This window comes from Nonomuraea sp. NPDC049378 (genome assembly GCF_055586745.1).
This window is the reverse complement of record NZ_JBVJHP010000025.1, coordinates 53,982-80,077: the sequence shown is the minus strand read 5'-3', so window position 1 is coordinate 80,077 and position 26,096 is coordinate 53,982. Positions and strand designations below refer to the sequence as shown.

The 26,096-nt window shown below is 72.0% G+C and carries 28 protein-coding genes; 14 read left to right on the top strand and 14 right to left on the bottom strand.

What is annotated here, in order from left to right:
- Positions 1-4: 4 nt before the first annotated feature.
- Genes ACZ6SA_RS40840 through ACZ6SA_RS40825 form a run of 4 tightly spaced genes read right to left on the bottom strand, consistent with a single transcriptional unit; the run spans position 5 to position 3,598 of the window.
- Entirely contained in the window at positions 5-616 is a 612-nt protein-coding gene (locus ACZ6SA_RS40840) for a class I SAM-dependent methyltransferase (protein ID WP_347645891.1), read from the bottom strand.
- A complete protein-coding gene (locus ACZ6SA_RS40835) occupies positions 613-1,227 on the bottom strand; it encodes a TIGR04282 family arsenosugar biosynthesis glycosyltransferase (protein ID WP_465834323.1) in 615 nt (204 codons plus the stop codon). Before ACZ6SA_RS40835 ends, ACZ6SA_RS40840 begins: the two co-directional genes overlap by 4 nt.
- Positions 1,228-1,256: 29 nt before the next feature.
- The gene (locus ACZ6SA_RS40830; RefSeq protein ID WP_465834321.1) at positions 1,257-2,285 is read right to left on the bottom strand and encodes a molybdopterin-dependent oxidoreductase; all 1,029 of its coding nucleotides are present in this window, start codon (positions 2,283-2,285) and stop codon (positions 1,257-1,259) included.
- Positions 2,282-3,598, bottom strand: coding sequence for a glycosyltransferase 87 family protein (locus ACZ6SA_RS40825; RefSeq protein ID WP_465834319.1), 1,317 nt, complete (start codon positions 3,596-3,598; stop codon positions 2,282-2,284). The genes ACZ6SA_RS40830 and ACZ6SA_RS40825 overlap by 4 nt, the downstream gene beginning before the upstream one ends.
- A gap of 139 nt (positions 3,599-3,737) precedes the next feature.
- On the opposite strand from ACZ6SA_RS40825, the gene ACZ6SA_RS40820 reads away from it, so the two are divergent.
- Positions 3,738-4,709, top strand: coding sequence for an NAD-dependent epimerase/dehydratase family protein (locus ACZ6SA_RS40820; RefSeq protein WP_465834389.1), 972 nt, complete (start codon positions 3,738-3,740; stop codon positions 4,707-4,709).
- Positions 4,706-5,362 (top strand): glycosyltransferase family 2 protein, encoded by a 657-nt coding sequence (locus ACZ6SA_RS40815; RefSeq protein ID WP_347645896.1) that lies wholly within the window; start codon positions 4,706-4,708, stop codon positions 5,360-5,362. Before ACZ6SA_RS40820 ends, ACZ6SA_RS40815 begins: the two co-directional genes overlap by 4 nt.
- A gap of 11 nt (positions 5,363-5,373) precedes the next feature.
- On the opposite strand, the gene ACZ6SA_RS40810 is transcribed toward ACZ6SA_RS40815, so the two are convergent.
- The 3 genes from ACZ6SA_RS40810 to ACZ6SA_RS40800 form a co-directional block, all read right to left on the bottom strand.
- Positions 5,374-5,955 (bottom strand): hypothetical protein, encoded by a 582-nt coding sequence (locus ACZ6SA_RS40810; RefSeq protein WP_347645897.1) that lies wholly within the window; start codon positions 5,953-5,955, stop codon positions 5,374-5,376.
- 74 nt (positions 5,956-6,029) lie between these two features.
- Complete coding sequence (locus tag ACZ6SA_RS40805) at positions 6,030-6,956, bottom strand: NAD(P)H-binding protein (protein ID WP_347645898.1); 927 nt, start codon at positions 6,954-6,956, stop codon at positions 6,030-6,032.
- Positions 6,953-7,396, bottom strand: coding sequence for a nuclear transport factor 2 family protein (locus ACZ6SA_RS40800; RefSeq protein ID WP_465834316.1), 444 nt, complete (start codon positions 7,394-7,396; stop codon positions 6,953-6,955). Before ACZ6SA_RS40800 ends, ACZ6SA_RS40805 begins: the two co-directional genes overlap by 4 nt.
- A gap of 98 nt (positions 7,397-7,494) precedes the next feature.
- Here ACZ6SA_RS40800 and ACZ6SA_RS40795 point away from each other — a divergent pair, with 98 nt between their 5' ends.
- A complete protein-coding gene (locus ACZ6SA_RS40795) occupies positions 7,495-8,100 on the top strand; it encodes a TetR/AcrR family transcriptional regulator (protein ID WP_443154438.1) in 606 nt (201 codons plus the stop codon).
- Between the two features lie 277 nt (positions 8,101-8,377).
- Here ACZ6SA_RS40795 and ACZ6SA_RS40790 read toward each other — a convergent pair whose 3' ends face one another.
- The gene (locus ACZ6SA_RS40790; protein WP_347645901.1) at positions 8,378-9,247 is read right to left on the bottom strand and encodes a hypothetical protein; all 870 of its coding nucleotides are present in this window, start codon (positions 9,245-9,247) and stop codon (positions 8,378-8,380) included.
- A 400-nt stretch (positions 9,248-9,647) separates the two neighbouring features.
- Here ACZ6SA_RS40790 and ACZ6SA_RS40785 point away from each other — a divergent pair, with 400 nt between their 5' ends.
- A complete protein-coding gene (locus tag ACZ6SA_RS40785) occupies positions 9,648-11,318 on the top strand; it encodes a serine/threonine-protein kinase (RefSeq protein WP_465834315.1) in 1,671 nt (556 codons plus the stop codon).
- Between the two features lie 70 nt (positions 11,319-11,388).
- On the opposite strand, the gene ACZ6SA_RS40780 is transcribed toward ACZ6SA_RS40785, so the two are convergent.
- Positions 11,389-12,735, bottom strand: a complete 1,347-nt coding sequence (locus ACZ6SA_RS40780) for a hypothetical protein (protein ID WP_465834313.1) — start codon at positions 12,733-12,735, stop codon at positions 11,389-11,391.
- 229 nt (positions 12,736-12,964) lie between these two features.
- Here ACZ6SA_RS40780 and ACZ6SA_RS40775 point away from each other — a divergent pair, with 229 nt between their 5' ends.
- The 4 genes from ACZ6SA_RS40775 (at position 12,965) to ACZ6SA_RS40760 (ending at position 17,115) form a co-directional block, all read left to right on the top strand.
- Entirely contained in the window at positions 12,965-14,782 is a 1,818-nt protein-coding gene (locus tag ACZ6SA_RS40775; RefSeq protein ID WP_465834311.1) for a flavin-containing monooxygenase, read from the top strand.
- A 14-nt stretch (positions 14,783-14,796) separates the two neighbouring features.
- Positions 14,797-15,228 carry a hypothetical protein gene (locus ACZ6SA_RS40770; RefSeq protein ID WP_347645905.1) on the top strand — a complete coding sequence of 144 codons (432 nt, stop codon included), beginning with the start codon at positions 14,797-14,799 and terminating at the stop codon, positions 15,226-15,228.
- A gap of 97 nt (positions 15,229-15,325) precedes the next feature.
- Positions 15,326-16,483 (top strand): sensor histidine kinase, encoded by a 1,158-nt coding sequence (locus tag ACZ6SA_RS40765; protein WP_465834308.1) that lies wholly within the window; start codon positions 15,326-15,328, stop codon positions 16,481-16,483.
- Positions 16,474-17,115 (top strand): response regulator transcription factor, encoded by a 642-nt coding sequence (locus ACZ6SA_RS40760; protein WP_347645907.1) that lies wholly within the window; start codon positions 16,474-16,476, stop codon positions 17,113-17,115. Before ACZ6SA_RS40765 ends, ACZ6SA_RS40760 begins: the two co-directional genes overlap by 10 nt.
- Before the next feature lie 32 nt (positions 17,116-17,147).
- On the opposite strand, the gene ACZ6SA_RS40755 is transcribed toward ACZ6SA_RS40760, so the two are convergent.
- On the bottom strand, positions 17,148-17,579 hold the full coding sequence (locus tag ACZ6SA_RS40755; protein WP_465834306.1) for a VOC family protein: 432 nt from the start codon (positions 17,577-17,579) through the stop codon (positions 17,148-17,150).
- A gap of 31 nt (positions 17,580-17,610) precedes the next feature.
- On the opposite strand from ACZ6SA_RS40755, the gene ACZ6SA_RS40750 reads away from it, so the two are divergent.
- The 5 genes from ACZ6SA_RS40750 (at position 17,611) to ACZ6SA_RS40730 (ending at position 20,845) form a co-directional block, all read left to right on the top strand.
- Positions 17,611-18,408, top strand: coding sequence for an MBL fold metallo-hydrolase (locus ACZ6SA_RS40750; protein WP_465834304.1), 798 nt, complete (start codon positions 17,611-17,613; stop codon positions 18,406-18,408).
- 68 nt (positions 18,409-18,476) lie between these two features.
- Positions 18,477-19,049 (top strand): PadR family transcriptional regulator, encoded by a 573-nt coding sequence (locus ACZ6SA_RS40745; RefSeq protein WP_347645910.1) that lies wholly within the window; start codon positions 18,477-18,479, stop codon positions 19,047-19,049.
- A 110-nt stretch (positions 19,050-19,159) separates the two neighbouring features.
- Entirely contained in the window at positions 19,160-19,537 is a 378-nt protein-coding gene (locus ACZ6SA_RS40740) for an SgcJ/EcaC family oxidoreductase (protein ID WP_443154430.1), read from the top strand.
- Positions 19,534-19,881, top strand: a complete 348-nt coding sequence (locus ACZ6SA_RS40735) for a hypothetical protein (RefSeq protein ID WP_465834301.1) — start codon at positions 19,534-19,536, stop codon at positions 19,879-19,881. The genes ACZ6SA_RS40740 and ACZ6SA_RS40735 overlap by 4 nt, the downstream gene beginning before the upstream one ends.
- 10 nt (positions 19,882-19,891) lie before the next feature.
- Entirely contained in the window at positions 19,892-20,845 is a 954-nt protein-coding gene (locus ACZ6SA_RS40730; protein ID WP_465834299.1) for a GNAT family N-acetyltransferase, read from the top strand.
- Here the strand turns inward: ACZ6SA_RS40730 and ACZ6SA_RS40725 are convergent.
- Complete coding sequence (locus ACZ6SA_RS40725; protein WP_465834297.1) at positions 20,824-22,359, bottom strand: sensor histidine kinase; 1,536 nt, start codon at positions 22,357-22,359, stop codon at positions 20,824-20,826. The two genes, ACZ6SA_RS40730 and ACZ6SA_RS40725, sit on opposite strands and share 22 nt — an antisense overlap.
- Complete coding sequence (locus tag ACZ6SA_RS40720) at positions 22,356-23,027, bottom strand: response regulator transcription factor (RefSeq protein ID WP_347645915.1); 672 nt, start codon at positions 23,025-23,027, stop codon at positions 22,356-22,358. Before ACZ6SA_RS40720 ends, ACZ6SA_RS40725 begins: the two co-directional genes overlap by 4 nt.
- A gap of 124 nt (positions 23,028-23,151) precedes the next feature.
- Here ACZ6SA_RS40720 and ACZ6SA_RS40715 point away from each other — a divergent pair, with 124 nt between their 5' ends.
- Positions 23,152-23,586, top strand: a complete 435-nt coding sequence (locus ACZ6SA_RS40715; RefSeq protein ID WP_465834294.1) for a hypothetical protein — start codon at positions 23,152-23,154, stop codon at positions 23,584-23,586.
- Positions 23,587-23,670: 84 nt separating this feature from the next.
- Here ACZ6SA_RS40715 and ACZ6SA_RS40710 read toward each other — a convergent pair whose 3' ends face one another.
- Positions 23,671-25,251 carry a hypothetical protein gene (locus ACZ6SA_RS40710; protein WP_465834292.1) on the bottom strand — a complete coding sequence of 527 codons (1,581 nt, stop codon included), beginning with the start codon at positions 25,249-25,251 and terminating at the stop codon, positions 23,671-23,673.
- 164 nt (positions 25,252-25,415) lie between these two features.
- The gene (locus tag ACZ6SA_RS40705) at positions 25,416-25,829 is read right to left on the bottom strand and encodes a hypothetical protein (RefSeq protein ID WP_347645918.1); all 414 of its coding nucleotides are present in this window, start codon (positions 25,827-25,829) and stop codon (positions 25,416-25,418) included.
- Positions 25,830-26,096: the final 267 nt, after the last annotated feature.

The following is a 26,096-nucleotide window of genomic DNA, read 5'->3' as shown; positions in this document are numbered from 1 at the left end:
GTGCCTAGCGCAGGCGTGCCAGCCAGCGGCCGTGCGCGGTCCAGCAGCCGGCGTCCGCGAAGCCGGCGGCCAGCCCGATGCGCCGGATGTCGCTGGCGGAAACGGTCGCCCAGCCGAACCACTCCCCGGCCAGCGGCCCCCGGCGCAGCCGGAGCCGGTCCACCCGGCTGCGCGTCCCGGGCGGCGCGACCTCGGCCACGATCGTGCCGCCCGGCCGGAGGAGCTGCCTGACCCTGTGCAGCAGCGCCTCGGGGTTGCCGCCGATGCCGATGTTGCCGTCGGCGAGCAACGCCGTCGCATAGCGGCCGCTGCCGGGAACGTCGTCGAAGACGTCCCGCAGCAGCGCGAAGCCTCCGGCGCGGCGGGTCAGGGCGACGGCGCGCGGTGTGATGTCGATGCCGAGCGCGCGGATCCCGCGCCGGGTCAACGCCGCCGTGAGACGCCCGGGGCCCGAGCCGACGTCCAGCGTGGGGCTGGCGCAGCGGCGGAGGAGCTCCTCGTCTCCGTCGATCGGCTCGAACCAGCGGGCGGTCTCGAGCGTGGCGCGGGTGCCGTCCACGTATTCGAGCTCGGCGCTCTCGCCCGCCAGGGCGTCGGCGTACAGTTCCCCGATCACCGGCTCAGCTCCCTCAGCGCGGCGGCGAAACAGGACGCGGGCGCTTCGGCGGCGACGGCGGCGGCGTCCGCCGCGGTGTCGACGTCGGTCAGCTCGGGCAGGTGGTGCACGGCCAGCCCGGCGCGTTCGAGCCGGTCCAGCTGGAGCTTGCCGGTCTCCGGATGCGACATGGGCACCCCGGAAAGCAGCCCGGGGTCCGGCCGCCGCAGGCCGAGCAGCCAGAAGCCGCCGTCGGCGGCCGGGCCGTACACCGCGTCGTGCCGCTCCAGCGCCTGCCCGGCCTCGCGCAGCAGGGCGGGGGTGACCTGCGGGGTGTCCATGCCGATCAGCACGACGGGGTCCGGCCGCAGCAGGTGGGCGTCGGCGAAGGCCGCCGCCAGGCGTTCGTCCAGGCCGGCGCCGCGCTGCGGGATCACCACGAACCCGGCGGGCAGCCAGCGGCCCGGCAGCCCGTCGAGGGCGAGCACGCGCTGGGTGGCCGGGGCCGCGGCGACGGCGCGCACGCTGTCGCGGAGCGCGGCCGCGGCGAGGGCGGCGGCCTCGGCCGGGGTGTAGGGCGGGGTGAGGCGCGTCTTGACCCTCCCCGGCAGCGGTTCCTTGGCGATGATCACGATCTGGAACGGGTGATGGCTCAGGGTGCTCAGTCCTTCCTGGAAGCCGGCAGCAGGCGATCCCCCACCGCGAGCAGGGCGATGGCTGCGAGGACGATGACGAGGTTGACGCCGTACGACAGCGGGAGGATCGACGGGTTGTCGGCCCGACGGCCCAGCGCCAGCACGGTGGGGAGGGTGGCGAGCACCAGGGTCCCCGCCAGCATCAGGGCGGTCCGCAGGGCCAGCAGCGTCAGCGGATCGCTCCAGTGAGGCGGCCGGACCTCGCTGCTGCGATACCCTCCCGCCCGCTCCAGGGACTCGACGGCGACGAAGGCGTCCAGGGAGGCGCCGGCGGAAAGGAGCAGGTCACGCAGCCGTACGCCGGTCCACTCGCGCTCCACGCTCCAGCCCTCCACGCACGCGATCGGCAGGCGTACGGTGTGCTGCGGCAGCCGTAGCAGGTCGGCGTAGCCGAGCGACGCAGGCGTGCGGACGGCGCCCGTGACCAGCAGCCGGTAGCCGTCGGGGACGGTGGTCACGCCGGCCGCGGCGACGGTGAGCAACAGGCGTCTGCGTTCCTGGCTCTCCACGCGGGTCCACAGGTTCCGCCTGACCTTCGCCCACTCGTCGGCCACGTGGATCAGCAGCGCGCCGTAGACGACGTACGCCGTCCAGTGGTGCGCCTGGAGGAAGCCGAACGGGTACGGGTAGAGGTAGGCGATGTTCAGTGCCCCGGTGACGAGCTGGAACAACGCGCCGGCCACCAGGAGCAGCACGCACAGGCGTTCGGCGGCGTGGCCGGCGGAGCGGCTCGGGTGGACCGCCCAGAGCTTGGCCAGCAGCAGCGGGACCGCGGCGATCCCGCCGATGACGTGCAGTCCCTGGGTGAACCGGTAGAGGTTGACCGGCCGGGAAGGCCACAGCAGCCAGGCGGGCGGGTGCTGCATGAAGTGGCTGGACAGCCCGGTGACGAACGCGACGGTGAAGCTCACGCCCAGCCAGACGCCCAGCTTGGCGGCCACCTGCTCGGAGCGCAGCCGGCTGGTGAACCTGGCGGAGATGGTGCTGGGGTTCATGGGCGTACCTCCGCGGGACGAGGCCTCCGTACGGCCCAGCCGATCAGCACGGCCAGCGCGGCGGCGGCGTAGAAGGGGGCGCCGAGGCTGTCGGGGTCGGTCGGGCCGGCGGTGTAGGCGACCGCGCCCGCCAGGGCGGCGCCCAGCCATTCCCTCCGCCCGTCCATGGCGACCAGCGCGACGAGCAGCAGCGCGTACCAGGAGTATCCGGGGGTGAACAGCAGCAGGAGCGAGCCGCTGACCAGCAGCGCGCCCTGCCAGGGCCGGTCGGCGTCGCCGTACCGCAGGACGAGGAGGACGATCAGGGCGAGCAGCGCGATGGCGGCATAAGGGGCCCAGGAGTCCGGGAGGAGCAGCCGCAGGACGGCGTAGCGGTTGCCGTGGCCGGCTCCGTCGTAGCGCTCCTCCTTGAGGTAGCCCGGCAGGTATCCCAGGACGGCGGCGCCCGAGGCCAGGACATAGGGCAGGTAGGACAGCGCCACCACGAGCACGGCGGGCACCACGGTGACGAGGGCGCGCCGCCACGCCACGCCGTTCGCCAGCACGCCGGACAGGGCGCCGGGGAGTGCCGTCGCGGGCAGCAGCTTGGCCGCCACGGCCGCGCCGAGCAGCGCGCCGCGGGAGCGACCCGCGCCGACCGCGCCGAACGCCAGCACCACCAGCAGCACGCCGAGCATGTCGACGTGCGCGTTGTTCACGGCCTCGACCGGAACCGCGGGGCACCACGCCCAGCACGCCGCCCGCCGGGGGCCCGCGAGCCGGCACAGCGCCAGCAGCGCGAGCACGGCCATCACCCAGCCGCCGAGCTGGAGGACCTTGTGCCGGGAGCCCTCCGGCGACAGCCAGTGGACCAGCAGGAAGTAGCCCTGCGCCACCGGCGGGTAGATCGTGGGCTCGGCGGGGCGGTTGATCCTGGTGCAGCCGTCGCCGGGCAGGGGCCACAGGCGGGGGGCGTCGCAGGCGGGTGGGAAGAGCCAGCCGTCGCGTAAGCCGGCCAGCGCGGGGTCGGCCGGCGGGTGGTCGTAGGGGGAGATGCCCGCGGCCTGCACCCGGCCGTCCCACGCGTACCGGAAGGAGTCGGTGCTGCTGCTCGGCGGGGCCGCCAGCCCGGTCGCGGCGAGCAAGATCCCGCCGGCGACGACCAGCGCGCCGAGCCGCCGCTCCGGCACCCGCCTGACCAGCCACAGGGCGGCCGCGAACAGCGCCCAGGCCGCCAGGGTCCAGCCCAGGCCGGGCGGCCCGGCGACCATCCTGAGCAGGACGGCCGCCAGGGCGGCGAGGGCCCCGCAGGCGAGGAGCAGGCTTCGTCTCACAGGCCGCAGCCTCGCATTCCCGGGCCGCTCACGGACTCCGGCGGCGCCGGCTGTTCGCCCTCCGTAAGAGCCCTTACGAACCGCTTACGTCTCTTCGGCGCGGCCGGGGTCACGGGCTAGCGTCGGCGGAGTGAGAGTGATGGTCACCGGCTCGGCCGGTTTCGTCGGCGGGCACGTGGCCGAGACGCTGGAGGCGGCGGGTCACGAGGTCACCGCCCTGGACCTGCGCGACGGCGCCGACGTGCGCGACGCGGCGGTCCTGGACGCGCTGCTGCCGGGCGTCGATGTCGTCGTGCACCAGGCCGCCAAGGTGGGGCTCGGCGTGGACGTCTCCGACCTGCCCGACTACGCCTCGGTCAACGTGTACGGCACTGCCGTCCTGCTGGCCGCCATGGCCAGGCACCGGATCGGCCGCCTGGTGCTCGCCTCCTCGATGGTGATCTACGGCGAGGGCGACTACGAATGTGTCCGGCACGGCCGGGTCCGGCCGGGGCCGCGTACCGTGCAGGACCTGGAGCGGGGCCGGTTCGAGCCGACCTGCCCGCAGTGCGGCGAGCCGGTGCGCTGCGCCTCCATCGGCGAGGACGCCGCACCCGATCCGCGCAACGCCTACGCCACCAGCAAGCTCGCCCAGGAACACCTGGCCGCCAACTGGGCCAGGGAGACGGGCGGGAGCGCCGTGGCGCTCAGATACCACAACGTGTACGGCCCGCGCATGCCCCGCGACACCCCCTACGCGGGAGTGGCCGCGATCTTCCGCTCCGAGCTGGCGGCGGGCCGGGCTCCGAAGGTGTTCGAGGACGGCCGCCAGCTCCGCGACTTCGTGCACGTGCGCGACGTCGCCCGTGCGAACTTGGCGGCGGTCATGGCCCCGTCGCGGCCCGGCGCGCTGAGGGCGTACAACATCGCCAGCGGCGCCCCGCACACCGTGGGCGAGATGGCGGACGCGCTGGCCGCCGAGCAGGGCGGACCGAGCCCGGAGATCACCGGAGGCTACCGGCTGGGCGACGTCCGCCACATCGTGGCCTCTCCTGAACGTGCGGGCCTGGAGCTCGGCTTCCGTGCCGAGATCGGCTTCGACGCGGGGATGAAGGAGTTCGCCCGGTCATGACGGTCGACGTGATCCTGCCCTGCCTGAACGAGGAGGCCGCGCTCGGCTGGGTCCTCGGACACATGCCCGCCGGCTGTCGCCCGCTCGTGGTCGACAACGGCTCGACCGACCGCTCGGCCGAGGTCGCCCGCGAGCTCGGCGCCCACGTCGTGCACGAGCCGCGGCGCGGCTTCGGCGCCGCCTGCCACGCCGGCCTGCTGGCCGCGACCGCCGACGTCGTCTGCTTCATGGACGCGGACGCCTCGCTCGACCCTCGCCAGCTCCCCTCGGTGGTGGCGCCGGTCGCCGCCGGCCACGCCGACTTGGCGCTCGGCGCCCGCCGGCCGCGCACCGTGGGGGTCTGGCCCTGGCATGCCCGGCTCGGCAACGCCGTCCTCGCCCGCATCCTGCGCCGCCGCACCGGGGCCCTGCTGCACGACCTCGGGCCGATGCGGGCCGCCGGGCGCGAGCGGCTCCTCGCGCTCGGGCTGACCGACCGCCGGTTCGGCTATCCGTGCGAGATGGTCCTGCGTGCCGCCGCCGCCGGCTGGCGGATCACCGAGACACAGGTCGACTACCTGCCCAGGTCGGGACGCTCCAAGGTGACCGGGACCGTGCGCGGCACCCTGCAGGCCGTCTCCGACATGCGGCGCGTCATGGCCGAACTCGGATGATCCTGCGGCGCTCAGAGCTTGCCGTCGAGGAACACGACGCGGTGGCCGGCCAGCCGGGAGGTGATCCCGGCGACGAAGCCGGTGCGGAGCGGCGGCCAGCCCCAGAACCTGAAGCCCAGGTGGCCGAACGCGAAATAGTCGTCCGCCCACCGCCAGCCGGTCGGCTCCACCGCCCGGCCGCAGGACGGACACGGGATGACGACGTCGCGCCCCTCGTCCCAGTCGTGCACGACGTCGCGGAAGGGCTCCCACGCCTGGCGGTCGAGCGTGAAGTCGTCGTCCATGAGCTCGACCGTCGCCGAGCAGTGGGGGCAGGTCACCGCCGTCGGGTCGCCCTGCCCCGCGTCGAAGACGGTGCGGCCGACGCTGATCTCCAGGCCGCCCTGCCACGGCCCGCTCCAGCCGGAGGCGTCCACCACCTCGCCGGCGCGCGGGCCCGACGCGTGGCCGAGCTCGGCGCCGAGAACGCAGTCGGTGCGCTCGGCGGCGACCACGCCGGACGAGACCAGCCAGCTGAGAACGCCCTCCGCCAGCGCGCCCGCCTCCTCGGGCGACGCCTCGACGTCCACGATCGTCTGGAACCAATCCCCCACGTGACTTCCTTCCTGCTCGTCCTGCCAGCCGAACGACGTGAAGCCTACGGTCCTCCACCGACATCCCGCGCCGGTCAGCCGGCGACGGAAGCGCCGGAAGAGCCGGCCCGCGTGCCTTCTCCTGCGACCTCCCGGGTCTGGTGTGTGACCCCCTCGTCCGCGCGCCCGGGAGCGGTGAACGCGGCCCGGTGCTCGGTGACGAACTCGGCGAACGACCGGGCCCGGCGCCCGGTCACGTCGGGAACGGTGCTGGTCACGCGGTCCTCCGCGCCGTGCCGGATGTCCTCGTCGAGGGCGGCGAGCATGCCGGCGTACGCGCGGGGCAGGCCGGTGGCGGCGAACCGCTCGGCCATCTCGGCGGCCTCGACGGGCCGGTGCCGTACGGGCAGGCCCGTGACGTCGGTGATGACGGCGGCGGCGTCGGCGTAGCTCAGCGCCTGCGGGCCGGTGATCAGGTGGTCGGTGTCGTGCGGCGCGGCGTCCAGCAGCGCCCGTACGGCGACCGCGGCGATGTCGGCGGCGTCCACGAACCCCACCCGGCCGTCCCCGGTCGCGGTGACGATCTCGCCGTCCGTGCGGATGCCCTGCGCCACGGGGTGGTCGCCGGTGAAGTTCTGCATGAACCAGGAAGGACGCAGGATCGCCCACTCCGGCACCGTCGCCCGTACGACCCGGGGCAGGGCGCCGACGCCGGGCGCGTCCTCGGGCAGCGCGGACGAGCTCAGCAACACCGCCCGGCGCACCCCGGCGTCCACCGCGCCGGCCAGGAACGACCGCACCAGCGGCGCCGGGTCGAGCGAGCCGGCGGGGGCGATCAGGTAGATCCCGTCCACCCCCGCGACGGCGGGGCGGTGGGTGTCCGGATCGTTCCAGTCGAAGCGTACGTGGTCGGCGGCGGCCGGTGACCGCGTGGCGACGCGCACGTCCGCGCCCTGTTCGCCCAGCCCGGCGGCGACCCGGCGGCCGGTGGTGCCGGTGCCGCCGATGACCAGCACGTTCATGCGCCCGCGCTCCTGCCGGTGAAGGCCGCCGTCATCGCGTCGAGCCCGCCCATCGTCTCGGCCGCGGCGAGCGGGCTCCAGTAGTCGCGGCAGCGCACGATCTCGCCGTCGCGCACGGTGACGACCGTGACGTACCGCATCGTGTACGGCTTCCCGGTGGCCACCGCCACCCCCGCGATCTCGAACTCCGCGACGGCGACGGCCGGATCGGCCGTCTCGTGGACCACCTGCTCGGTGATCTCCTTCACGTCCAGCAGGTCGGGATATCCGCGCAGGTAGTCCTCGATGGCGGCCCTGCCGTTCAGCCGGGCGGGGTAGCCCTTCGGGGCGAACGGGAACTCGATGACGCCGTCGACGGCCCAGAGCCCGGCGTAGCCGATCATGTCTTTGGCGAGCAGGCGCCGGAGCGCTTCTGCGATGAGGTCGCGCGCGGTGGTCATGGGTCTCTCCCCAGGGTCGAACAAATGGACGGTACGGTACCGTCCCGTTCATCATAGGACGGGACGGTACCGTACCGTCCACATGTATGCTGCGGGGCATGACCGCACGTACGCGCCGCCCGCCGACCGGTGCCGCCGTTCTCCAGCCGCAGATCACCACGGCGATCACCGAAGCCGTGCTGGACGAGCTGGCCGAGCGCGGCTACGGGCGGTTGTCGATGGAGGCGGTGGCCCGGCGCGCGGGCGTGGGCAAGAGCGCGCTCTACCGGCGCTGGCCGGGCAAGCAGGACATGGTGCTCGCGGTGTTGTCGGAGATGAGCGTGCCGCTGGCGGAGTTCCCGGACACCGGGTCGCTACGCGGAGATCTGATCGGGGGCCTGCACGCCATCCGCGACTGGCTGACCCACCCGCGGTTCGTCCTCATCCTGCCCGACCTGACCGCCGAGGCCGCCCGCAACCCCGACCTGGCCGAGGCGATCCAGAACGCCATCGGCACCCCGAGGCGGCTGCTCGGCGCGGCCGGTTTGCGCCGGGCCGTCGACCGCGGCGAACTCCCCGCCGACCTGGACCTCGAACTCGCTCTCGACCTGATCGCCGCCCCCATCCACTGGCGGCTCAACGTCCGCCAGGCGCCCGTGGAGCCCGGCTACCTCGAAGCCCTCGCCGACCACCTCATGCGCGCGCTGGGCGCCACCGAAAGGTGACTGGGGGCCACCCCGCCCGGCGAGCTGCCGGTGCGTACCGCCGCCGGCTGAGCTGCGGCCCACCCGGCGATCAAGGAAAGGACGTCCCTGATCGCCGGGGGAGGGGGATGGCCGCCGCGGCGTCGGGGGGATCGGCGCGCCGCACCCCGCTCGTCCCGTACGCTGCCGGTCACGCGCGGTCGGCAGGTCGGGCTCCGGCGAGGTGGCGTCGGGCGCGCACTGAGGATCACGGCGGCCGCGGCTTCACCGGGATCCTCGGCTCTTCACGAGCGAGTCGTCAGCCCTTGCTCCAGATCGCCGCGAAGGTGTTGCCCGCGGTGTCCAGGACGACGGGCGTGTAGCCCAGGGCCTTCATCTTGGTGTTCTGCAGGGTGTAGGTCACGCGGGACAGCTGCAGGTTCTCCTTCAGGCCGGTCGTGGGGCCCTTGCTCCACACGGTGGTGTAGAGCTGGCCGGGCTCGATGGCCATGAGGACGGGGCGCAGGCCCTGCCTGGCCATCGCCAGGAGCTCCTTGCCGCGCTCCTCCACGGTCTGGCCGAGGCTCACCTTGACGGCTCCGGTGGCGGCGCCGGCGACCCAGACGGCCGCGTAGAGCGGCTTCTCGACGGTGCCGTAGACGTCGACCGAGGCGAGGCTGAGGCCGGCGCCGCTGAGCTGGGCGTTGAGCTTCTGGAAGGCGCCCTTGGTCAGGTCGACCTTGGCCTCGGCCTTGCCGGAGGGCTTCTTCTCGAAGACCGCCGCGAAAATGGCGCCAGGGCCCGAGCCGGTGCCGCTGATGATGGTGGGCACGTAGCCCAGCTTCAGCTGCTCGGTGATGCGCTTCTGCAGGTCGATGGCCGTCAGGCCCTGCAGGACGTTGACCTTGCGGGTCACGTCCTTGACCCAGAGAGACGCGTACTGGGGGTTGGCCGCGTTCGTCACGCTCAGCGCCTGCGGCACGTAGCCGCTCTTCAGCAGCTGCTTGACGCGCTTCAGCTGTGCCAGGGGGTTGAGGCCCTGGAGGGGAAGCACGTCGTCCAGCGGCAAGTTCCGCTGGACGGTCGTCGTCGCGGGCTGCGCGGCTGCAGGGGACGCAACAGCCAGCAGGGGAGCGGTGGCCGCCGCCAGAGCGGTGCTGATGGCGATGATCCTTCGGGCGCTCCGCATGATCCTCCTCGGGTAAAGGGTGTCCCTTATTTTGGGGCAGGAAGGGACCATAACAGAGGATGAGGGATATTTGACCATGCGTCATGGTGATCGTGATGCGGCTGTGTCAGATCGTTCACGCCTAGAATGCGATTCGATAACGGGGTGGAAAAGCGCGGCGTCTTCGCAGGTCAGAGCATGTGTCATGAGCAAGATCATCAAGAGAATGGCACGGTCTAATTAGCAGACCTGGTGCTCCGAATTTGCTGTCTCGATCAATTCCCGTTTTCTTCATAAATCGGACATTTCGGTCCCAGCTTTGTGGAAGGCGCCGGCCACCTTGATCATCACCCTGTTCGAGGGCTCGCGGAATCAAGCGATCTGCTACCTGTCGCCAAGGACTCCCGGAACAATCACCACTGTGAGTCACGAACCCCAGCACATCGGCCCATACGCCATCGTTCGCCCGCTGGGGGAGGGCGGGATGGGCATCGTGTACCTCGCCCGCGATCGCGCGTCGAAGCTCGTCGCGCTCAAGACGCTCCGCCCCGGCCTGGGCGCCGACGCCGACTTCAGGCGCCGGTTCAGCAGGGAGATCGAGGCGGCGCGGAGCGTGGCACGCTTCTGTACGGCGCCGGTGCTGGACGCGGGCATCGACGGCGACGTCCCCTACCTCGTCACCGACTACGTCGAGGGCCCCGACCTGGCCGGCGAGATCAGGAAGAAGGGGCCCATGGCGGGGGCCGACCTGGAGGCGCTCGCGGTGGGCGTGGCGACCGCGCTCACCGCCATCCACCAGGCCGGCGTCGTGCACCGCGATCTCAAACCCGCCAACATCCTGCTCAGCTCCGTGGGACCGCGCGTGATCGACTTCGGCATCGCCCAGCTGGTGGAGCCGGACGCGACCCGGTCCGCGTCGATCGTGGGCACGCCCGCGTACATGTCGCCGGAGCAGGCCACCGGCGAGCAGGTCACGGCGGCCGGCGACGTGTTCGCCTGGGGCGGGGTGGTGGCGTACGCGGCCACCGGGCGGGCGCCGTTCGGCACGGGCGGTGCGCCGGAGGTGCTGTTCAGGGTGGTTCACTACGCACCCGACCTGCGCGGCATGGACGATCGGCTGCGGCCGCTGGTGGAGCAGGCGCTGGCCAAGGAGCCGGAGCGGCGGCCGACGGCCCAGCAGCTCCTCGACCGCCTGCTCGGGCGCGAGGCGATCACGGCGGCCACGGCGACGCATCTGGTGAGCGATTCCTGGTCGGCCCGCCTGCTCGACGGCCCTGACCTCTCGTCCTGGTCACCTGGTGACCAGGATCCGTCGTCCGGGCTTTCCGGTGGCTCGGACCTTTCGTCCGGGGTGCCCGGCGTCTCGGATCCGTTGTCCGGGAGGCTCGGAGGCGCCGGCCGCTCGCCCGGGGACGCGGACCCGGCGCCGGCCCTTCGCCGGTCCGGTTCGCCATCCTCGCGCCGGTTCCGGCCCGGCTCTCCGCTGCCGTCCCTGCGGGGCTGGGACCGGTTGCCGCACAGGTGGTGGGGCCGGCCGGCGGCGGCGATCGGCGCCGTGCTGCTGGCGTCGTCGGGTACGGCAGCCGTGTGGTGGCAGACGTCGCGGACCGGCCCACCCGCGGACGACCGGGTGACCGCCACCGCCACGCCGCCGGTCACCCGCCCTCCTCGTGATCCGGACGCCCTCGCGCAACGCGACGCGTCGATGACGAACGCGTCAGGGGAGCGGGTGCCGCTCTCCCTCACGATCAGATCGCTCCACCGGTGGGGCGGCGAGATCCGCTTCGAAGGCACGCTCACGAATCTCAGCTCCACCGGCGCGAGCGCCGACTTCTCTTCCATGCTGGGCAGGCCGGCGTGGAACCTCCAGGAGATCACCCTGACGCCGTCCGGCACGACCGAGCGGCTCTCCCCTCTCATGGAGGGCGAGGTCTGCTCGTGCACGCAGTGGTGGAGTCACGCCAACGCGATCGACCCGAACGAGTCCGTCACCCTTCACGCGATCTTCCCCGACGTGCCGGGAGGGAAGGCCGAGAAGGCCGACCTCGACCTGCTGGATCTGGGCGCCTTCAAGAGCCTCCCCATCGACTAGCGCACGGCACGGCTCTGGCCTGCCTGGCCGTGCCCGGCACGGTTACCGGAGGCGGTTACCGGCGGCGCCCTCAGGCCCGGGCGTGGCCGGCGGGCTCGGGTTCGGCGGCGGCCGGGTCCTGGCGCGAGGGTGAGCGGGCGCCGAGGGTCAGCCCCACGGCCAGGCACACCAGCGGGATCGCCGGGATCACATATCGGACGTCGTAGGCGGCGAGGAAGGGCGGGGAGGCGACCAGCGCGAGCGCCGCGACCCCGGGCAGGAGCGCGTCCCACCGCCGCCGCACCACCGCCGCGACCAGGGCCCCGCCGAGGGCCAGCACGAGCAGCGGGAAGGGCGCGTAACCGAACCGCTGGTACGCGCGCAGCCACCCCGCGACCGGTTCCACCACCCGGGTCGCGGCCGGCCCCGCTTCGTACGACTCGGCCACGTCGCGCACCGATTCGTTGATCGGTCGTTCCGACTCGGGGAGCTTGTAGGGGGTCTTCTCGTCCACGGCCGTGCGCTCCCAGCGCAGCAGCTGCCCGAGGTCGGTCGCCGCCGCGGCCAGATAGTCGCCGGGCTGGGCCAGGATCGCCATCCTGGCGAACTCGCCGGCGAGCTGGTTGCGGTTGGCCTTGCCCGGCACCTTGAGCAGCGGCGAGAAGTCCTCCCAGAGCCAGTGCGGCGGGTAGGGCCGCTGCTCCACCGGCATGTCGGGGCAGAGCACGGCCAGCCGCTCGGGAGGCTTGATCACGCCGCAGTCGGCGAAGCTCATGGTCCGCGACCACAGGAAGTTGCCGTCGGCCTCGGTCAGCCCGAACTTGCCCTTCTCCACCTTCATCCACGTCGCGTACGCGCCCAGCGGGATGGCGCCGGCGACCAGCAGCGCCACCAGCGGGCGCCAGCCGTACCGGCGGATCAGCAGGTAGGCGGCGACCAGGATGAGCAGCGGCAGCCCGACGGTCCTGGTGATGCCGGCCAGGCCGAGCAGCAGCCCGCCGACGGCGGCCGTGGCCGGGGTGACGCGCAGGACGATGAGCACGACCGCGGCGGTGACCAGCACGATGAAGATCGCGTCTGCCATGATCATGTGCTCGAGGAGCAGCATGAACTCGTCGTACAGCAGCGGCGTGACCAGCAGCGCGGCTCCCCAGCCGGGCAGGCCGCGCCGGCGCAGCAGCGCGTAGATCGCCACGGCGAGCCCCAGCACCAGCAGGTGCTGCAGCACCGTCACCAGGGTCAGGCTGTGCGCGGGGCGGAGCAGCGCCAGGAGCAGCGAATATCCGGACGGCCGCGTGGTGCCCGGCGCCAGCTCCTCGCTCAGGAACGCGAACGAGTCGCCGTAGAAGAGCAGCGCCGGCGGGAACCCGAGCAGGGTGAGCACGCGGAGCCCGATCGCGGGCAGCATGGCGATGACCAGTGCGCGATGAGCCAACATGAATCCGCTTCCTCGTGAGCCGGGCCCCCACAATAGTGGGTGTTCCGGTCACCGAGCGGGGGCCGGGAGCTGGTCTCCATGGTGGTCGCCCACCACTGTCAGGCAGCTCGGACTCCTGATCTCCGCGTCGGACCCGGCGTAAGCCGTCAGCCATCCTTGCCGGGGGTTTTCCCGAATGTCATTCTGGAATTGGTGTCCCGGCGTCCTGACCACTCGTCGCGGAGGATGCATGACCGACCGCCCGATCATCGACAAAGAGGCGCTTCGCCTGAAATATCGGGAGGAGCGTGACAAGCGGCTGCGTCCGGACGGCAACGACCAGTACCTCCGCCTCACCGGCCGCTTCGCGCACTACCTCGACGACCCCTACACCCCGGTCACCGAACGCCCCCCGAAGAACGACCACGTGACGGTCGCCGTCATCGGCGGCGGCTTCGCCGGGCTCGTCACCGGCGCGCGGCTGAAGGAGGCAGGCGTCGAGGACGTGCGCGTCGTCGAGAAGGGCGGCGACTTCGGCGGCACGTGGTACTGGAACCGCTACCCGGGCGCGCAGTGCGACACGGCCTCGTACGTGTACATGCCGCTGCTCGAGGAGACCGGGCACATGCCGACGGAGAAGTACGCGCACGCGCCCGAGATCCTCGAACACTGCCGCCGCATCGGCAAGCACTTCGGCCTGTACGACAACGCCCTCCTCCACACCGAGGTCAAGAGCCTCGAATGGGACGCGGCCCGCTCCCGCTGGCGCATCAGCACGAACCGGGGCGACCGCTTCACCGCCCGGTTCGTCACCATGGGCATCGGCCCGCTGCACGTGCCCAAACTCCCCGGCATCCCGGGCATCCAGACGTTCCGCGGGCACGCGTTCCACACGAGCCGCTGGGACTACGCCTACACCGGCGGCGACCCGTCGGGCGCGCCCCTGGACCGGCTGGCCGGCAAGCGGGTGGCCGTCATCGGCACCGGCGCGACGGCCGTACAGTGCGTGCCGCACCTCGCGCGAGCCTGCAAGGAGCTGTACGTCTTCCAGCGCACGCCCTCGTCGGTCGACGTGCGGGACAACCGGCCGACCGACCCCGAGTGGTTCGCCCGGGTCGCGACCCCCGGATGGCAGCAGCGCTGGCTGGAGAACTTCACCGCCAACCAGACCGGCGCGCCGGCCGACGAGGACCTGGTCATGGACGGCTGGACCGATCTGGCCCGCCGCGTGCGCTCGCGCATCCAGGCGCTCCCGCCCGGGCGGCGTACGGCGGAGCACATGCTGGCCGCGTTCGAGGACTCCGACTTCGAGAAGATGGAGGAGATCCGCGCCCGCGTCGACGCCGTCGTCACCGACAGGGAGACCGCGCGGAAGCTCAAGGCGTGGTATCGCCAGCTCTGCAAGCGCCCCTGCTTCCACGACGAATACCTGCAGGCCTTCAACGTCCCCGGCACCCACCTCGTCGACACCGACGGCAAGGGCGTGGAACGCATCACCGAGAAGGGGGTCGTGGCCGCGGGCGGGGAGTACGAAGTCGACTGCGTCATCTACGCCTCCGGCTTCGAGGTGGGCACCGACTACACCCGCCGCGCGGGCTACGAGGTGACGGGAAGCGACGGGGTCAGGCTGTCGGAGCGCTGGGCGGAGGGCATGCGCACGCTGCACGGCATCCACGTGCACGGCTTCCCCAACGTCTTCCTCGTCCAGCCGACGCAGGGCGCGAACCTCATCTCCAACATCCCGCACAACCTCACGGAGGCGGGCAGGACCATCGCGCTCACCATCCGGCACGCCCTCGACCACGGTCACGGCGAGATCGAGGTCACCAAGGAGGCCGAGGACGCCTGGATCGAGCTGCTGCTGTCGGGCGGCGGCGGGATCCTCGGCTCCCCCGACTGCACGCCGGGCTACTACAACAACGAGGGCCAGGACCTCGGCCTGCGCAGCTGGCTCAACGCCGGCTATCCGCACGGGGCCATGGCGTACTTCGGCTACATCGACCGGTGGCGCACGTCGGGCGCGTTCGAAGGGCTGGAGTTCCGGTACAGGGCCGGTCCCGAGGGCTAGTACCTTCGTCCGGCATGAGCTACGACCTCTATTTCGCCCGTCGCGCGCCCGGCCAGTCCTGGGAGGAGGCGCTGGAGGAGCCGCGATCGCCCGACCCGGCGGCCTGGGAGCGCGTCGTCGGTCGGGCCCGCGAGATCCTCGGCGAGGTGCGGATCATCGAATATCCGCCCAACTGGGAGATGGACCATGAGGGCACCGGCATCTCCGTGAACCACTGGGAGGGCGGCTGGGAGATGAGCGCCCCCTACTGGACGCACGGCGAGGACGCGCGGCGGACCGTCGACGCGCTCTACGAGATGGCGCGGGCCGTCGAGCGCGAGTCCGGCCTCGAGTGCTACGACCCGCAGGTCGGCCTGCCGCTCGCGGAGATCGCCGACACGGCGCGCGCGGTGGAGGCGTTCGACACGGTGGCCGACCGGTTCGGCCGGCGGACGGAGGCGACCTGACCGTCCGGCTCGGGTGGCAGGGCGAGGAGGCCTGGCCCTCGCGAAAGGTACACCCTGGACTACTGCCCGGTCCTCCGGCCCTGGTTACCGTCATAGGGTGCTGAACAGGACCGCGCTGGAGGCGTTGACCCGGCGCCCGCTGCCCTTCCTCAGGTCGGCCTGGCCGTGGCGGAGTGTGGCGTACCTGCTGGCCAGCGCCGTCCCCGGCGCGGCCTTCGCGCTCGCCGCCATCGCCGCGACGCTCATCGAGTCGCCCCAGGGCTTCGCCGTGGGCGCGGCGGTCGTCGTCGGAGCCGTACTGCCCGTCGCCTGGTTCGAGCCGCGGCGGCTGCGGCTGGTCGACGACGTGCCCGTACCCGCGACGCCGGACCGGCGCAGGCGGGAGCTGGGGCTCGCGGTCATGACGTTGCTCGCGATGTGGTGGATCGACCTGATCATGGTGCTCTTCACCGTCGTGGGTCCCGTGCTGCTCATCCTCACCCCGGCCGTGCAGCCGAACGTGGCGACATCCGTCGGGGTCGCGGCCGGCGTGATCGGCGTGCTGCTGCTGCCCGTCGCCGCGTACACGGCCACCGCCTGGGGCGGCGCGCGAGGGGCCATGGCCCGGGCGGTGCTCGCCCCGCAGGGGTCCGAGCTGAACGAGGTGCTGAGGTCGCGGGCGCGGCTGGTGGACGCGTTCGAGATGGAGCGCCGCAGGATCGAGCGGGACCTGCACGACGGCGCTCAGCAGCGGCTGGTGTCCCTGTCGATGACGCTCGGCCTGGCCAAGCTGGACCTGCCGGAGGACTCGCCCACCGGACGGCTGATCGGGCTGGCCCACGACGAGGCCAAGCAGGCGCTGGCCGAGCTCCGCGAGCTGATCAGGGGCGTGCACTCGCAGGTGCTCACCGACCGGGGGCTGGGCGCGGCCGCGCAGGACGTCGCGGGACGCTCGCCGGTGCCGGTGGACGTCGACGTCCAGCTGCCGGGACGGCTGCCCACCGCCGTGGAGGTCACCGCCTACTATGTGATCAGCGAGACCCTGGCGAACCTCGCCAAGCACGCCCGGGCCACCAGGGGCGCCGTCAGCGGCCGGCTTGAGCGCGGCACGCTGGTCGTCGAGGTGCGCGACGACGGCGTGGGCGGCGCCGACCCGGCCAGGGGAACAGGGCTGAGCGGCCTGGCCGACCGGCTGGCCGTCGTGGGCGGGAGACTGTCGGTGTCCAGCCCGGAAGGAGGGCCGACCCTGGTACGAGTGGAGATTCCGTGCGCATAGTGATCGCCGAGGACGCCGTCCTGCTCAGGGAGGGCCTGGCCGGGCTGCTCGAACGGTTCGGCCACACCGTGGCCGCCTCGGTCGGCGACGCGCCCGCCCTGCTGTCCGCCGTCGCCGAGCACCGCCCCGACGCCGTGGTGACCGACGTGCGCATGCCGCCCGGCTTCTCCGACGAGGGCCTGCGGGCCGCCCTGCACCTGCGCGGCTCCCATCCCGACGTCGCCGTGCTGGTGCTCAGCCAGTACGTCGAGCAGACGTACGCCGCCGAGCTGCTCGAGTCCGGCGGCGGCGCGGGCGTCGGTTACCTGTTGAAGGACCGCATCGGCGACGTACGCGAGTTCGTCGACGCGCTCGACCGGGTGGCCGCGGGCGGCACGGTCGTCGACCCCGAGGTGGTGCGGCAGCTGCTGCGACGGCGGCGCGACCCGCTGGGCAGGCTCACCCCGCGCGAGCAGGAGGTGCTCGGCCTGATCGCCGAAGGGCGCTCCAACGCCTCCATCGCGAAGGAGCTGGTCGTCACCGACGCGGCCGTGGCCAAGCACATCGCCAACATCTTCGCCAAGCTCGACCTGCCGCCCGCCGCAGACGGGCACCGCAGGGTGCTGGCGGTGCTGGCGTACCTGCGGGGCTGACCGGACGGTGCGGGAGCCCGCGTACGTGCGGGTCAGGTGATGCAGAGCTCGTTGCCCTCGGGGTCGGCGATGGTGATCCACCAGTTGGGCCCCTGGCGGCCGCGGTGCAGCACCTTCGCCCCCTTCGCGGTCAGCCGCTCGACCACGGGCTCGATGTTGTCGGCGCCCACGCGTACGTCGAGGTGCACGCGGTTCTTGGCCGTCTTGGGCTCGGTCACGAGCTGGAACAGCACGCGAGGTGCGCGTTCGAGCCCGTCGGGGTGCCTGATGGCCGCGCCCGCCTTCCACACCAGCGCGCCGTTGTGCGTGGTGGTGTCGTCGTCGGTGGCGTGCCCCTTCTCGATCATGGCGCGGATGAACGCCTCGTTCGAGGGCTCCACCTGCCAGCCGAGCGCGTCGGCCCACCAGTCGGCGAGTGGATGGGGGTCGCCCGTGTCGATGACGACTTGGAAGTCATATGCCATGAGTCCAATGCTAAAAGTAGGGTTCGTGGGCATGAGTGAGCAGTGGCAGGAGATCGGTGACCGGGTCTACGTCCGGCGCCACCGGTCGTACGACATGAACGTGGGTCTGGTCGTGGGCGACGGGCACTGCATGGTGCTCGACACGCGCACGTCGTACCGGGAGGCGGCGGACCTGATCGCGGCGGTCAGGACGATCACCTCCGCTCCGTGGACGGTCGTCAACAGCCATTCCCACTTCGACCACTGCTTCGGCAACGCCCTCTTCCGCCCCGCCGAGATCTGGGGCCACGTCCGGTGCGCGGAGGAGCTGGAGCTGTACGGCGAGCGGCAGCGGGCCGCTGTCATCAAGAACTCGCCGGAGCTGCGCGACGAGCTGGAGGAGCTCAGCATCGTGCCCCCGGACCAGACGTTCAGCGCCGCGGCCGGCCTCGACATCGGCGGTCGCATGGTGCATCTGCGGCATTTCGGGCTCGGGCACAGCAGCAACGACGTCGTCGTGCATGTTCCCGACGCGGGGGTGGTGTTCGCCGGCGACCTGGTGGAGGAGGGCGCGCCTCCGGCGTTCAGCGACTCCTACCCGCTCGACTGGCCGGTGACCGTGGGGAAGATGCTGGAGGAGATGCCCGAGCCGGTGGTCGTGCCGGGGCACGGCGCGGTGGTGGACCGGGCGTACGCGCTGGCGCAGCGCGAGGAGCTGTCCCTGGTTGCCGAGCTGGCCGAACGGGCTCATGTGGAGGGTCTGCGTGACCTGATCAAGCTCTTCCCCTTTCCCGAGGACGTGTCCAGGCAGGCGATCGACCGCGCCTTCATGCAGCTCGACGCGGCCTGAGTGGCCGGTGGTCGACATGACCGCCATCGACGCGCTATATTGCAAAATGCAATATGGAAGGAGGCGGGATGGCGCGACGGCACGACCTGGTGGGCCTCACCGTGCTGGCCATGCTCACGGTGCGCGCCGCTCATCCGTACGAGCTGCACCGGTTCATCGTCGACACGCACAAGGACTTCATCACCGGCCTGCCACGCAGCCTCTACCACGCCGTGGAGCGGCTGGCGAAGGACGAGCTGATCGTGCCCGCCGGCACCGGCCGCGAGGGCCGCAGGCCGGAGCGCACGGTCTACGAGATCACCGACGAGGGCCGTGAGGAGCTGGCCACCCGGCTGCGCCGGCTGCTGGAGACGCCCGACCCCAACCGGCTCACGTTCGTCGCGGCCGTCTCTCTCATGGGGTGCCTCCCGCTGGCGGACGCGCAGCGCGCGCTGCGCACCCGCGGGGCCGCGATCGAGGGCGTCCTGGCCGGGCTGGACGCCCACATGCGCGCGCTCGACGCCGGCGGCCTGCCGCGCGTCCTCATGCTCGAGATCGAGTACGAGCAGGCGCTCTACACCGCCGAGCTCGGCTGGATCACCGGGCTGCTCGACCGCCTCGGCAAGGGGGAGCTCGACTGGTCCCCCACGATCGAGATGTGAAAGGCCGCCGGAGTGCGCCAACACCCCGGCGGCCGTAGACCCGAACAAGGCGCCTGCCCTGCCCGAACTCGCATTCACAGGATAGGCGCCGCGACAGAAGGAGCAGTGCCATGTCCGCAGAAGTCACCCACCTGCTGGCCCGCATGACGGAGACCTGGAACGCCGGGGACGCCACGGCGTACGCCGAGTTGTTCACGCGGGACGCCGAGTACATCACGTTCTTCGGCCTGCACCTGCGCGGCAGGCAGGCCATCGAGGACACGCACAGGAAACTGTTCGAGACCCCGATCAAGCTCGGACCCGCCGACGAGGCGCCGCTGGTCAAGGCGCTGTCCGACGACGTCGCCCTGGTGATCTCGGGCGGCGGCTCCACCGTGGACGGCGAGCCCGACCCGAGCCGCGCCTCCATCATCACCCTCACCGCCCTGCGCACCCCTGAGGGCTGGCGCTTCGCCTCGTTCCAGAACACCCGGGTGCAGCGGCCGTGAGGAAGCTGGTCACCGAGGTCGCCGGCGTGGTCTCGGCCCCCGTCGAGCAGGTGTGGCAGGCCCTGCTCGGCCAGGGGCCCGGCGGCGCGGTGAGAACCGAGCCGGGCGAGCACACCGTCGCCTACCAGGGCGGCTGGTGGTACCGCGGCGAATGGTCGGTCACCTCCCACCCCGAGGGCGCCCGCGTCGTCCACCGCGTCTACAACGTGGCCGAGTGGCTGCGGTGGGGCGTGCCGCTGGCCAACCGGCTCTTCATCGGGTTCGACCGGCGGACGCGCCAGGCGTTCGCCGAGGGCCTGGCCCGCATCGGGGAGAAGTTGGGGTGCCCGACGCGGCTCACCTAGGCTTCCCGGCATGGAGTGGGGACCGCTGACACGGGAGGACGCCCGGCCCTTGGCCGAGCTCTGGGCCGCCATCGAGGCCGAGGACATGACCGGCGCCGTCTACAGCGCCGACGACGTGGCGGAGCGGCTCTCCTCCCGCCTGCTCGACATGGCCGAGGGCACGCTGGCGGCCAGAGACGGCGACCGGATCGTCGCCTTCGGCTGCCTCCCGGCCCGGCAGTCCGCCGGCGACGTGCACCTGATGCAGCTGTGGGGCGGCGTGCACCCGGCCTGCCGCAGGCGAGGGCTGGGCCGGCGGGTCATCGACTGGAGCCTGCGGGCGGCGCCCGAGGTGGGCGCGATGGTTCATCCCGGTGTGCCGGTGGAGATCTCGTTCGACGTCTTCGACGACCGGCCCGGCACGCGGGTGCTCGCGGAGGGCGCCGGGTTCACCGCCGCGCGCTTCTTCGCCCGCATGGAGCGGTCCGTGACCGGCGACCTGCCCTCGGCGCGCCCGCCCGAGGGCGTGTCGATCGCCGCCTGGTCGCCCGAGCTCGACGACGGCGCCCGCCACGTGCGCAACGAGGCGTTCCGCGATCACTGGGGCAGCGTGCCGCACACCCCCGAGAGCTGGCGCCACAGCCTGACCGGCTCCCGCAACTTCGTCCCCGAGGCCACGTTCGTCGCCATGGCCGGCGACCAGCCGGTGGGCGTGCTGGTCACCCACTTCTTCGACCACAAGTTCGCCCTGACCGGTGAGCGCCAGGCCTGGATCCAGATCGTCGGCACGCTGAAGGAGTGGCGCGGCAAGGGCGTGGCGAGCGCGCTGATCGCCCACGCCCTGTCCGCCTTCGCCGCCCAGGGCTACACCAGCACCGGGCTCGGCGTCGACGCCCACAACCCCACGGGAGCGGTCCGCGTCTACACCGGGTCGGGCTTCGCCGTCACGCGCCGCTGCACCGTCTATGTTCGCTCCGTGTCCTGACCCGCGTTCGCGGCCTGGGCCGGGGTCAAGGGAAATCTCGCGATAAATCCGGCGTCTTCGTACACCAGAGTCCCGCCGTGCAGGGCGGCGATGTCGCGGGCGATCGACAGCCCGAGCCCGGCCCCGCCCGCGTCACGGGCGCGGGCCTCGTCCAGCCGGGTGAACCGGTCGAAGACCGCCTCCCTGTGCTCCGGCGGGATCCCGGGCCCGTCGTCGGCCACTTCGAGCACCGCCTGATCACCTTCGGCGCGCACCCCCACCCGCACGGTGGAGGCGGCGTGCCGGACCGCGTTGTCGACCAGGTTGGTCACCAGGCGGTCGAGATGCGCACGCGAGCCCTTCATCACCACGTCGGGCTCGACGTCGAGCTCCACCCGCACGTCGGGCCGCCGCCTGACCCGCAGCGACTCCTCGGCCGCCACCTGCCCCAGGTCCAGCTCCGTCGTGCGCGGCGGCTCACCGGCGTCCAGCTTGGCCAGCATGAGCAGGTCGGCGGCCAGGGACTGCAGGCGTTCGACGTCGGCCAGCGCCTCCTGGGTGAGCTCGCTCCGCTCGGCCAGCTCCAGCCGGGCGCGCAGGGTGGCGATCGGGCTGCGCAGCTCGTGGGCCGCGTCGGCGACGAACCTCTTGTGGGTGCCGACCGCCGTCTCCAGCCGGTCGAGCGTCGCGTTGACGGTGGTGGCCAGCGCGGCGATCTCGTCCTTGGAATCAGGTACGGGCACCCGCTGGTGCAGGTCGCGGGCCGTGATGTCGGACACCTTCGCCCTGATCGCGGCCACGGGCGCCAGCGCGCGGCCCACCGAGAACCACGTCATCCCGGCCACCACGGCCAGCACGGCGGGCATGCCGGGCAGCAGGGCGCCGTACAGCGTGTTCAGGGCTTCCTCGGCGCTCGCCAGGGAGACCCTTGACCACACCATCGCGGGGCCGGCCTCCGTGCTCACCTTGACACCGGCGATGGCGTACTGGCCCGCCTCGGCCCACTCGACGGTCGCGGCGGGCGCGGGTTTCACCTTGGTCAGCATGACGTCGGGGTCGGCGACCCTGACCACCGCGCCGTCGTTCGCGTAGATCAGCTCGCTCGTGCTCTCCGCGCCCACCGGCCGCTCGCCGCTCGGCTCCGCCTTCCGCGCGGGGTAGGACGGCCCGGCGGGTGAGTCCGCGGGAGGCTCGGTGGGAGGGCCGGTGGTCGGCCCGGTGGTCGGCCCGGTGGCTTCCTGCACGGGGTGGAACGCGGTGGCCGGCGGTGTCACCTTTTGAGCGGGTACGACCGACAAGGTCTGCGCGTACGGCACCGCCTCCACGGCCTTCCTGACCGCCGCGGCGTCGGCGCTGCGTTCCAGGCTGCCCCGCAGCACCGCGACCAGTCCCAGGGCGACGACGCCGAGCGCGAGCGCCACCACGAGCGTCGCCGCAGCGGTCGCCCGCAGCCGTACGGACGACAACCCCGAGGCCGGCCACTCTGAGGACGTCGAGGACGACAGCCCCGGGAAGGAAAGCATCGGCCGTTTCACGCCGCCTCCAACCGGTAGCCGGCCCCGCGTACCGTCACGAGCGTCGTCCGGCCGAACGGCCCGTCGATCTTGCGGCGCAGGGCGCTGATGTAGACCTCGACGATGTTCGGGTCGCCGTCGTAGGAGAAGTCCCACGCCTGGGCCAGCAGCTCGCTCTTGGACACCACCTCGCCGGCCCGCCGCGCCAGCGCGTGCAGCACCGCGAACTCCTTCGGCGTCAGCGCGATCTCCGCCTCACCCCGGTGGCAGCGCAGCCCGGCGGGGTCGATCACCAGGTCGCCCACGCTGATCGACACGGGCCGCTCCCGCCCGCCCCGCCGTACCAGCGCGCGCAGCCTGGCCAGCAGCACCACGTAGGAGAACGGCTTGGCCAGGTAGTCGTCGGCGCCGTTGTCGAGCGCCTCGGCCTCGTCGTAGATGCCGTCCTTGGCGGTGAGCATCATGATCGGCGTCCAGTCGCCCGCCTCGCGCAGCTTGGAGCAGACGGCGTAGCCGTTCATTCTCGGCAACATCACGTCGAGCACGATCACGTCGTACGTGTTCTCGGTGGCCATCCAGAGCCCGTCGCGCCCGTCGTGCGCCACGTCCACCGCGAAGCCCTCACCGGCCAGGCCGCCCTTCACCAGGTCGGCCAGTCGCTCCTCGTCCTCCACCAGTAGCACTCGCACACGCACAAGAGTGCCGCAGCGCACCTAAAGCCAACCTGAAGATCGTTTCGGGTCTCTTCAGGGTCGCTTCAGGTACGCGCGAGCACGATCGGGGGCGTTCGATCGACATCGAGTGAGGAGAACCATGTTCAAGCGACGTCTCGCGGTCCTCGCCGCGGTTGCCACCCTGGCCGTGACCGGGCTGGCCGGCTCGGCCCTGGCCGACGAGCCCGCCCGCCCCACCGCCGGCGCGAAGGTGATCTGCAAGACGAGCGACGGCAAGACCATCGAGCTGGCCAAGGCCCTGCCCGCGAAGGGATTCAAGGCGACCCGCCCCGACGGCGAGATCAGGAAGGCCGAGCCCGGGGAGACGGTGGTGCTCCGGGACGGTGACCCGGCCGCGGAGGTGAAGGCCCTGCCGCGCCCCGAGGACGAGGCGGAACGGCACACGCGGGTCGAGGACGGTTACGCGGTGGCGGCGCCCGCCCTGCCTGCAGAGGGAGTGTTGATCAGGGACCACGCCGACGCACCCAAGGGCGTGGCCAAGACCATCAGGATCTCGTGCGAGAAGGCCGAGTAACCAGGTCGCTCCGCTGACGACGGCTGCGGCCCGGCGCCGGGCCGCAGCCCTCGGCCCGGCACGGCGTGTGTGGCCCCTTGGCCCTCAAACCAGGCCGGTGACGACCGGGCTCGCCATCTGGGCGACGACCAACGCGCCGGGCGCGCGCAGCAGTCGCAGGGAGTATGGCTGGAGGGAACCTGTCGGCCCCGCCCAGGGAAGGCCGATGGGGACCCGCACCGTGTCGGCCGTGTCCCACGGGGTGACCAGCACGGTTACGGTCATCTTCGTGCGGCTCTCCCAGGACGGGTACGCCACGGCCAGCGAGTCGGCCAGCGGTAGTTGCCTGGTCTCAAGATCTCCGGTGCGCGATCGATGGAGCCCCCCAAGGGAGAACGACACTCGCTTCGCTCCACCCGCGCCGAACGGCTTCCAGCGGTAGGTCCACTTCTTGTCGTAGTTCTTACCGTTCACGACGTCGAGGAAGCCCTCTGTACTGAACGAGCCGGTCACCCGCTGCCGGGCGAGGACCTTTCCCGACGCCTGCTCCAGCACCACGCCCTCGCGCTCGCCCCAGACCACCGACAGGGCCTCGGCGTCTCCAGATCGGCGGATCTCGACGCTCTCCGGACTGGCCGACACCTTCCGCTCATGCCGCCACACCTCGGCGCCGGTAGCGGGATCCAGCCCGAGTACGGCGATGGTGAACGCGCTCGACCCGTACCACCAGTCAAGGTCATATGTTTTCTGCTTGATCCGCGGAGCGCAGATGATGATCTGGGCGAACACGTCCCGGGCCATCGTCCGGAATTGGTGCTCGTCCCGGTCCTTGCCGGTCAAGCAATCTCGCGGCGGGGCGTAGTGCCAGGCGGGCTCAGAGGCGGTCGGCTGCCAGCCGGTGAGCGTTCCGGGCCACAGAGTTGCGAGCGGCTGTCCACGGCTGGAGGTGACCACACCAGTGGAGTTCAGCCACGGGTCTTCATCTCCCCACCCCTTCGAGTGCTCGGAGAGGACCACCCCTGTGTACGCGTCCAGAAGCACCGTCCGCCGGGTGAAGCGGATCGCAACGGTGCTCCCGTCAGGTGACGCCCGGAAACCTTTCGCGAAGCTTCCCGGCCGGCGGTAGTGCCAGCGTTCCCGGCCGGTGACGCTGTCCAGCGCCACGACGCCGTTTCTCACCCACACCACCAGGCCGGCACCCGCGACGGCGACGTCATATGGGGGCGCGCCGTCCGGGGTCTGCCACCGCCATGCGATCTTTCCCACCGAAGCCGGCACCGCCGCCTGCGGGGCGGCTTTCGTCGTGGTGCCGGCGTCAACGGGCAGCACCACGACGGCGATCAGGACGATTGCGCTTGTCACCACCGCGACGGCCGATCCGCCCAGCACCCCGGTGAGCCCTCTTTTCGCCGGTCTGAACGCGAGCGCTGTCACGGCGAACCCTGCCGCCGTCGCCGTCAGGCCCGTGGTGAAGGCGGCCTCGGACGCCCCCGGCTCACCCAGCGCGAAGGCGCCCTTCAACGCAATCCACTGAAATACGGCGGCTACCACAAGTCCTGCGGCGCAGGTCAGCGTTGATACACGCCATTCGTCGGCCTGCGGCCCGCCGTACGAGTCGCGCCGGCCTGTGCCGCGGACCGTCCTGACGATGGTGACCAGCCACCAGACCAGCAGAATCCCCAGCACGAGCGCCGCCATACTGAGGCCGGGCGGCTCCGGGGACGAGGCGGGTAACGATGGCCAGTCAGGCGGCGACCACCAGGCCACGTACGCCGAAACCGCTGTAACCGCTCCGGTGGTCGCCAGACCGACGCCGAACCACCCCCACCACGGACGGTTCACCATGTGCGTCAGCCGCAGTGGACGCCCCGCAGCCAGCGACCCGCACCGCCGACCGCGCCGTAAACGTCGATGCACTTGCTCGGAGCCTTGGCGTACACCGGTCCGGCGTAGTACTTGAACCATCCGTGGTCGTTGTCGGTGGAACCGCCGGAGGGCCTGATCTTCGCTGTCTTGTAGTTCTCCGCGTTGGCGAAGCTCCCGTACCCGTAGGTGAGAGCGCAGTTCTTGCCGTTGCCGGCGTTGTAGTAGACCTCGATCGTGCCGTGCCTCTTGACGTCTCCGTTGATGGCGTAGACGCCGACCCTGGCGTAGCCGGCGCCGCACGGGCCGGCCGCGCTGGCCGATGTGGCCCCGGCCACCAGCCAGGTGGAGGCAAGCGTCGCGCCGGCCATGACCAGTCCGAGCGTTCTACGGATCTGCATGTGTTTCCCTTCGCCGATCGCCGGCGGCCTCAGGCCCGTTGAGCGGGTCATGCGCCGTTCCCGCGGGAACATACTGGGCTCACCTGGACATCGCATCTGAATGTCCGAATGCGAGGGATGGGCGGCCGGAGACGGGCCCCGGCACAACGGAAGCGGGGGGGGGGGGGGGGGGGGGGGGGGGGGGGGGGGGGGGGGGGGGGGGGGGGGGGGGGGGGTGGGCTCTCTTTTTTTGGGGTTTTTTTTGGGCTTTTCTTTCTCCCCCTTCTC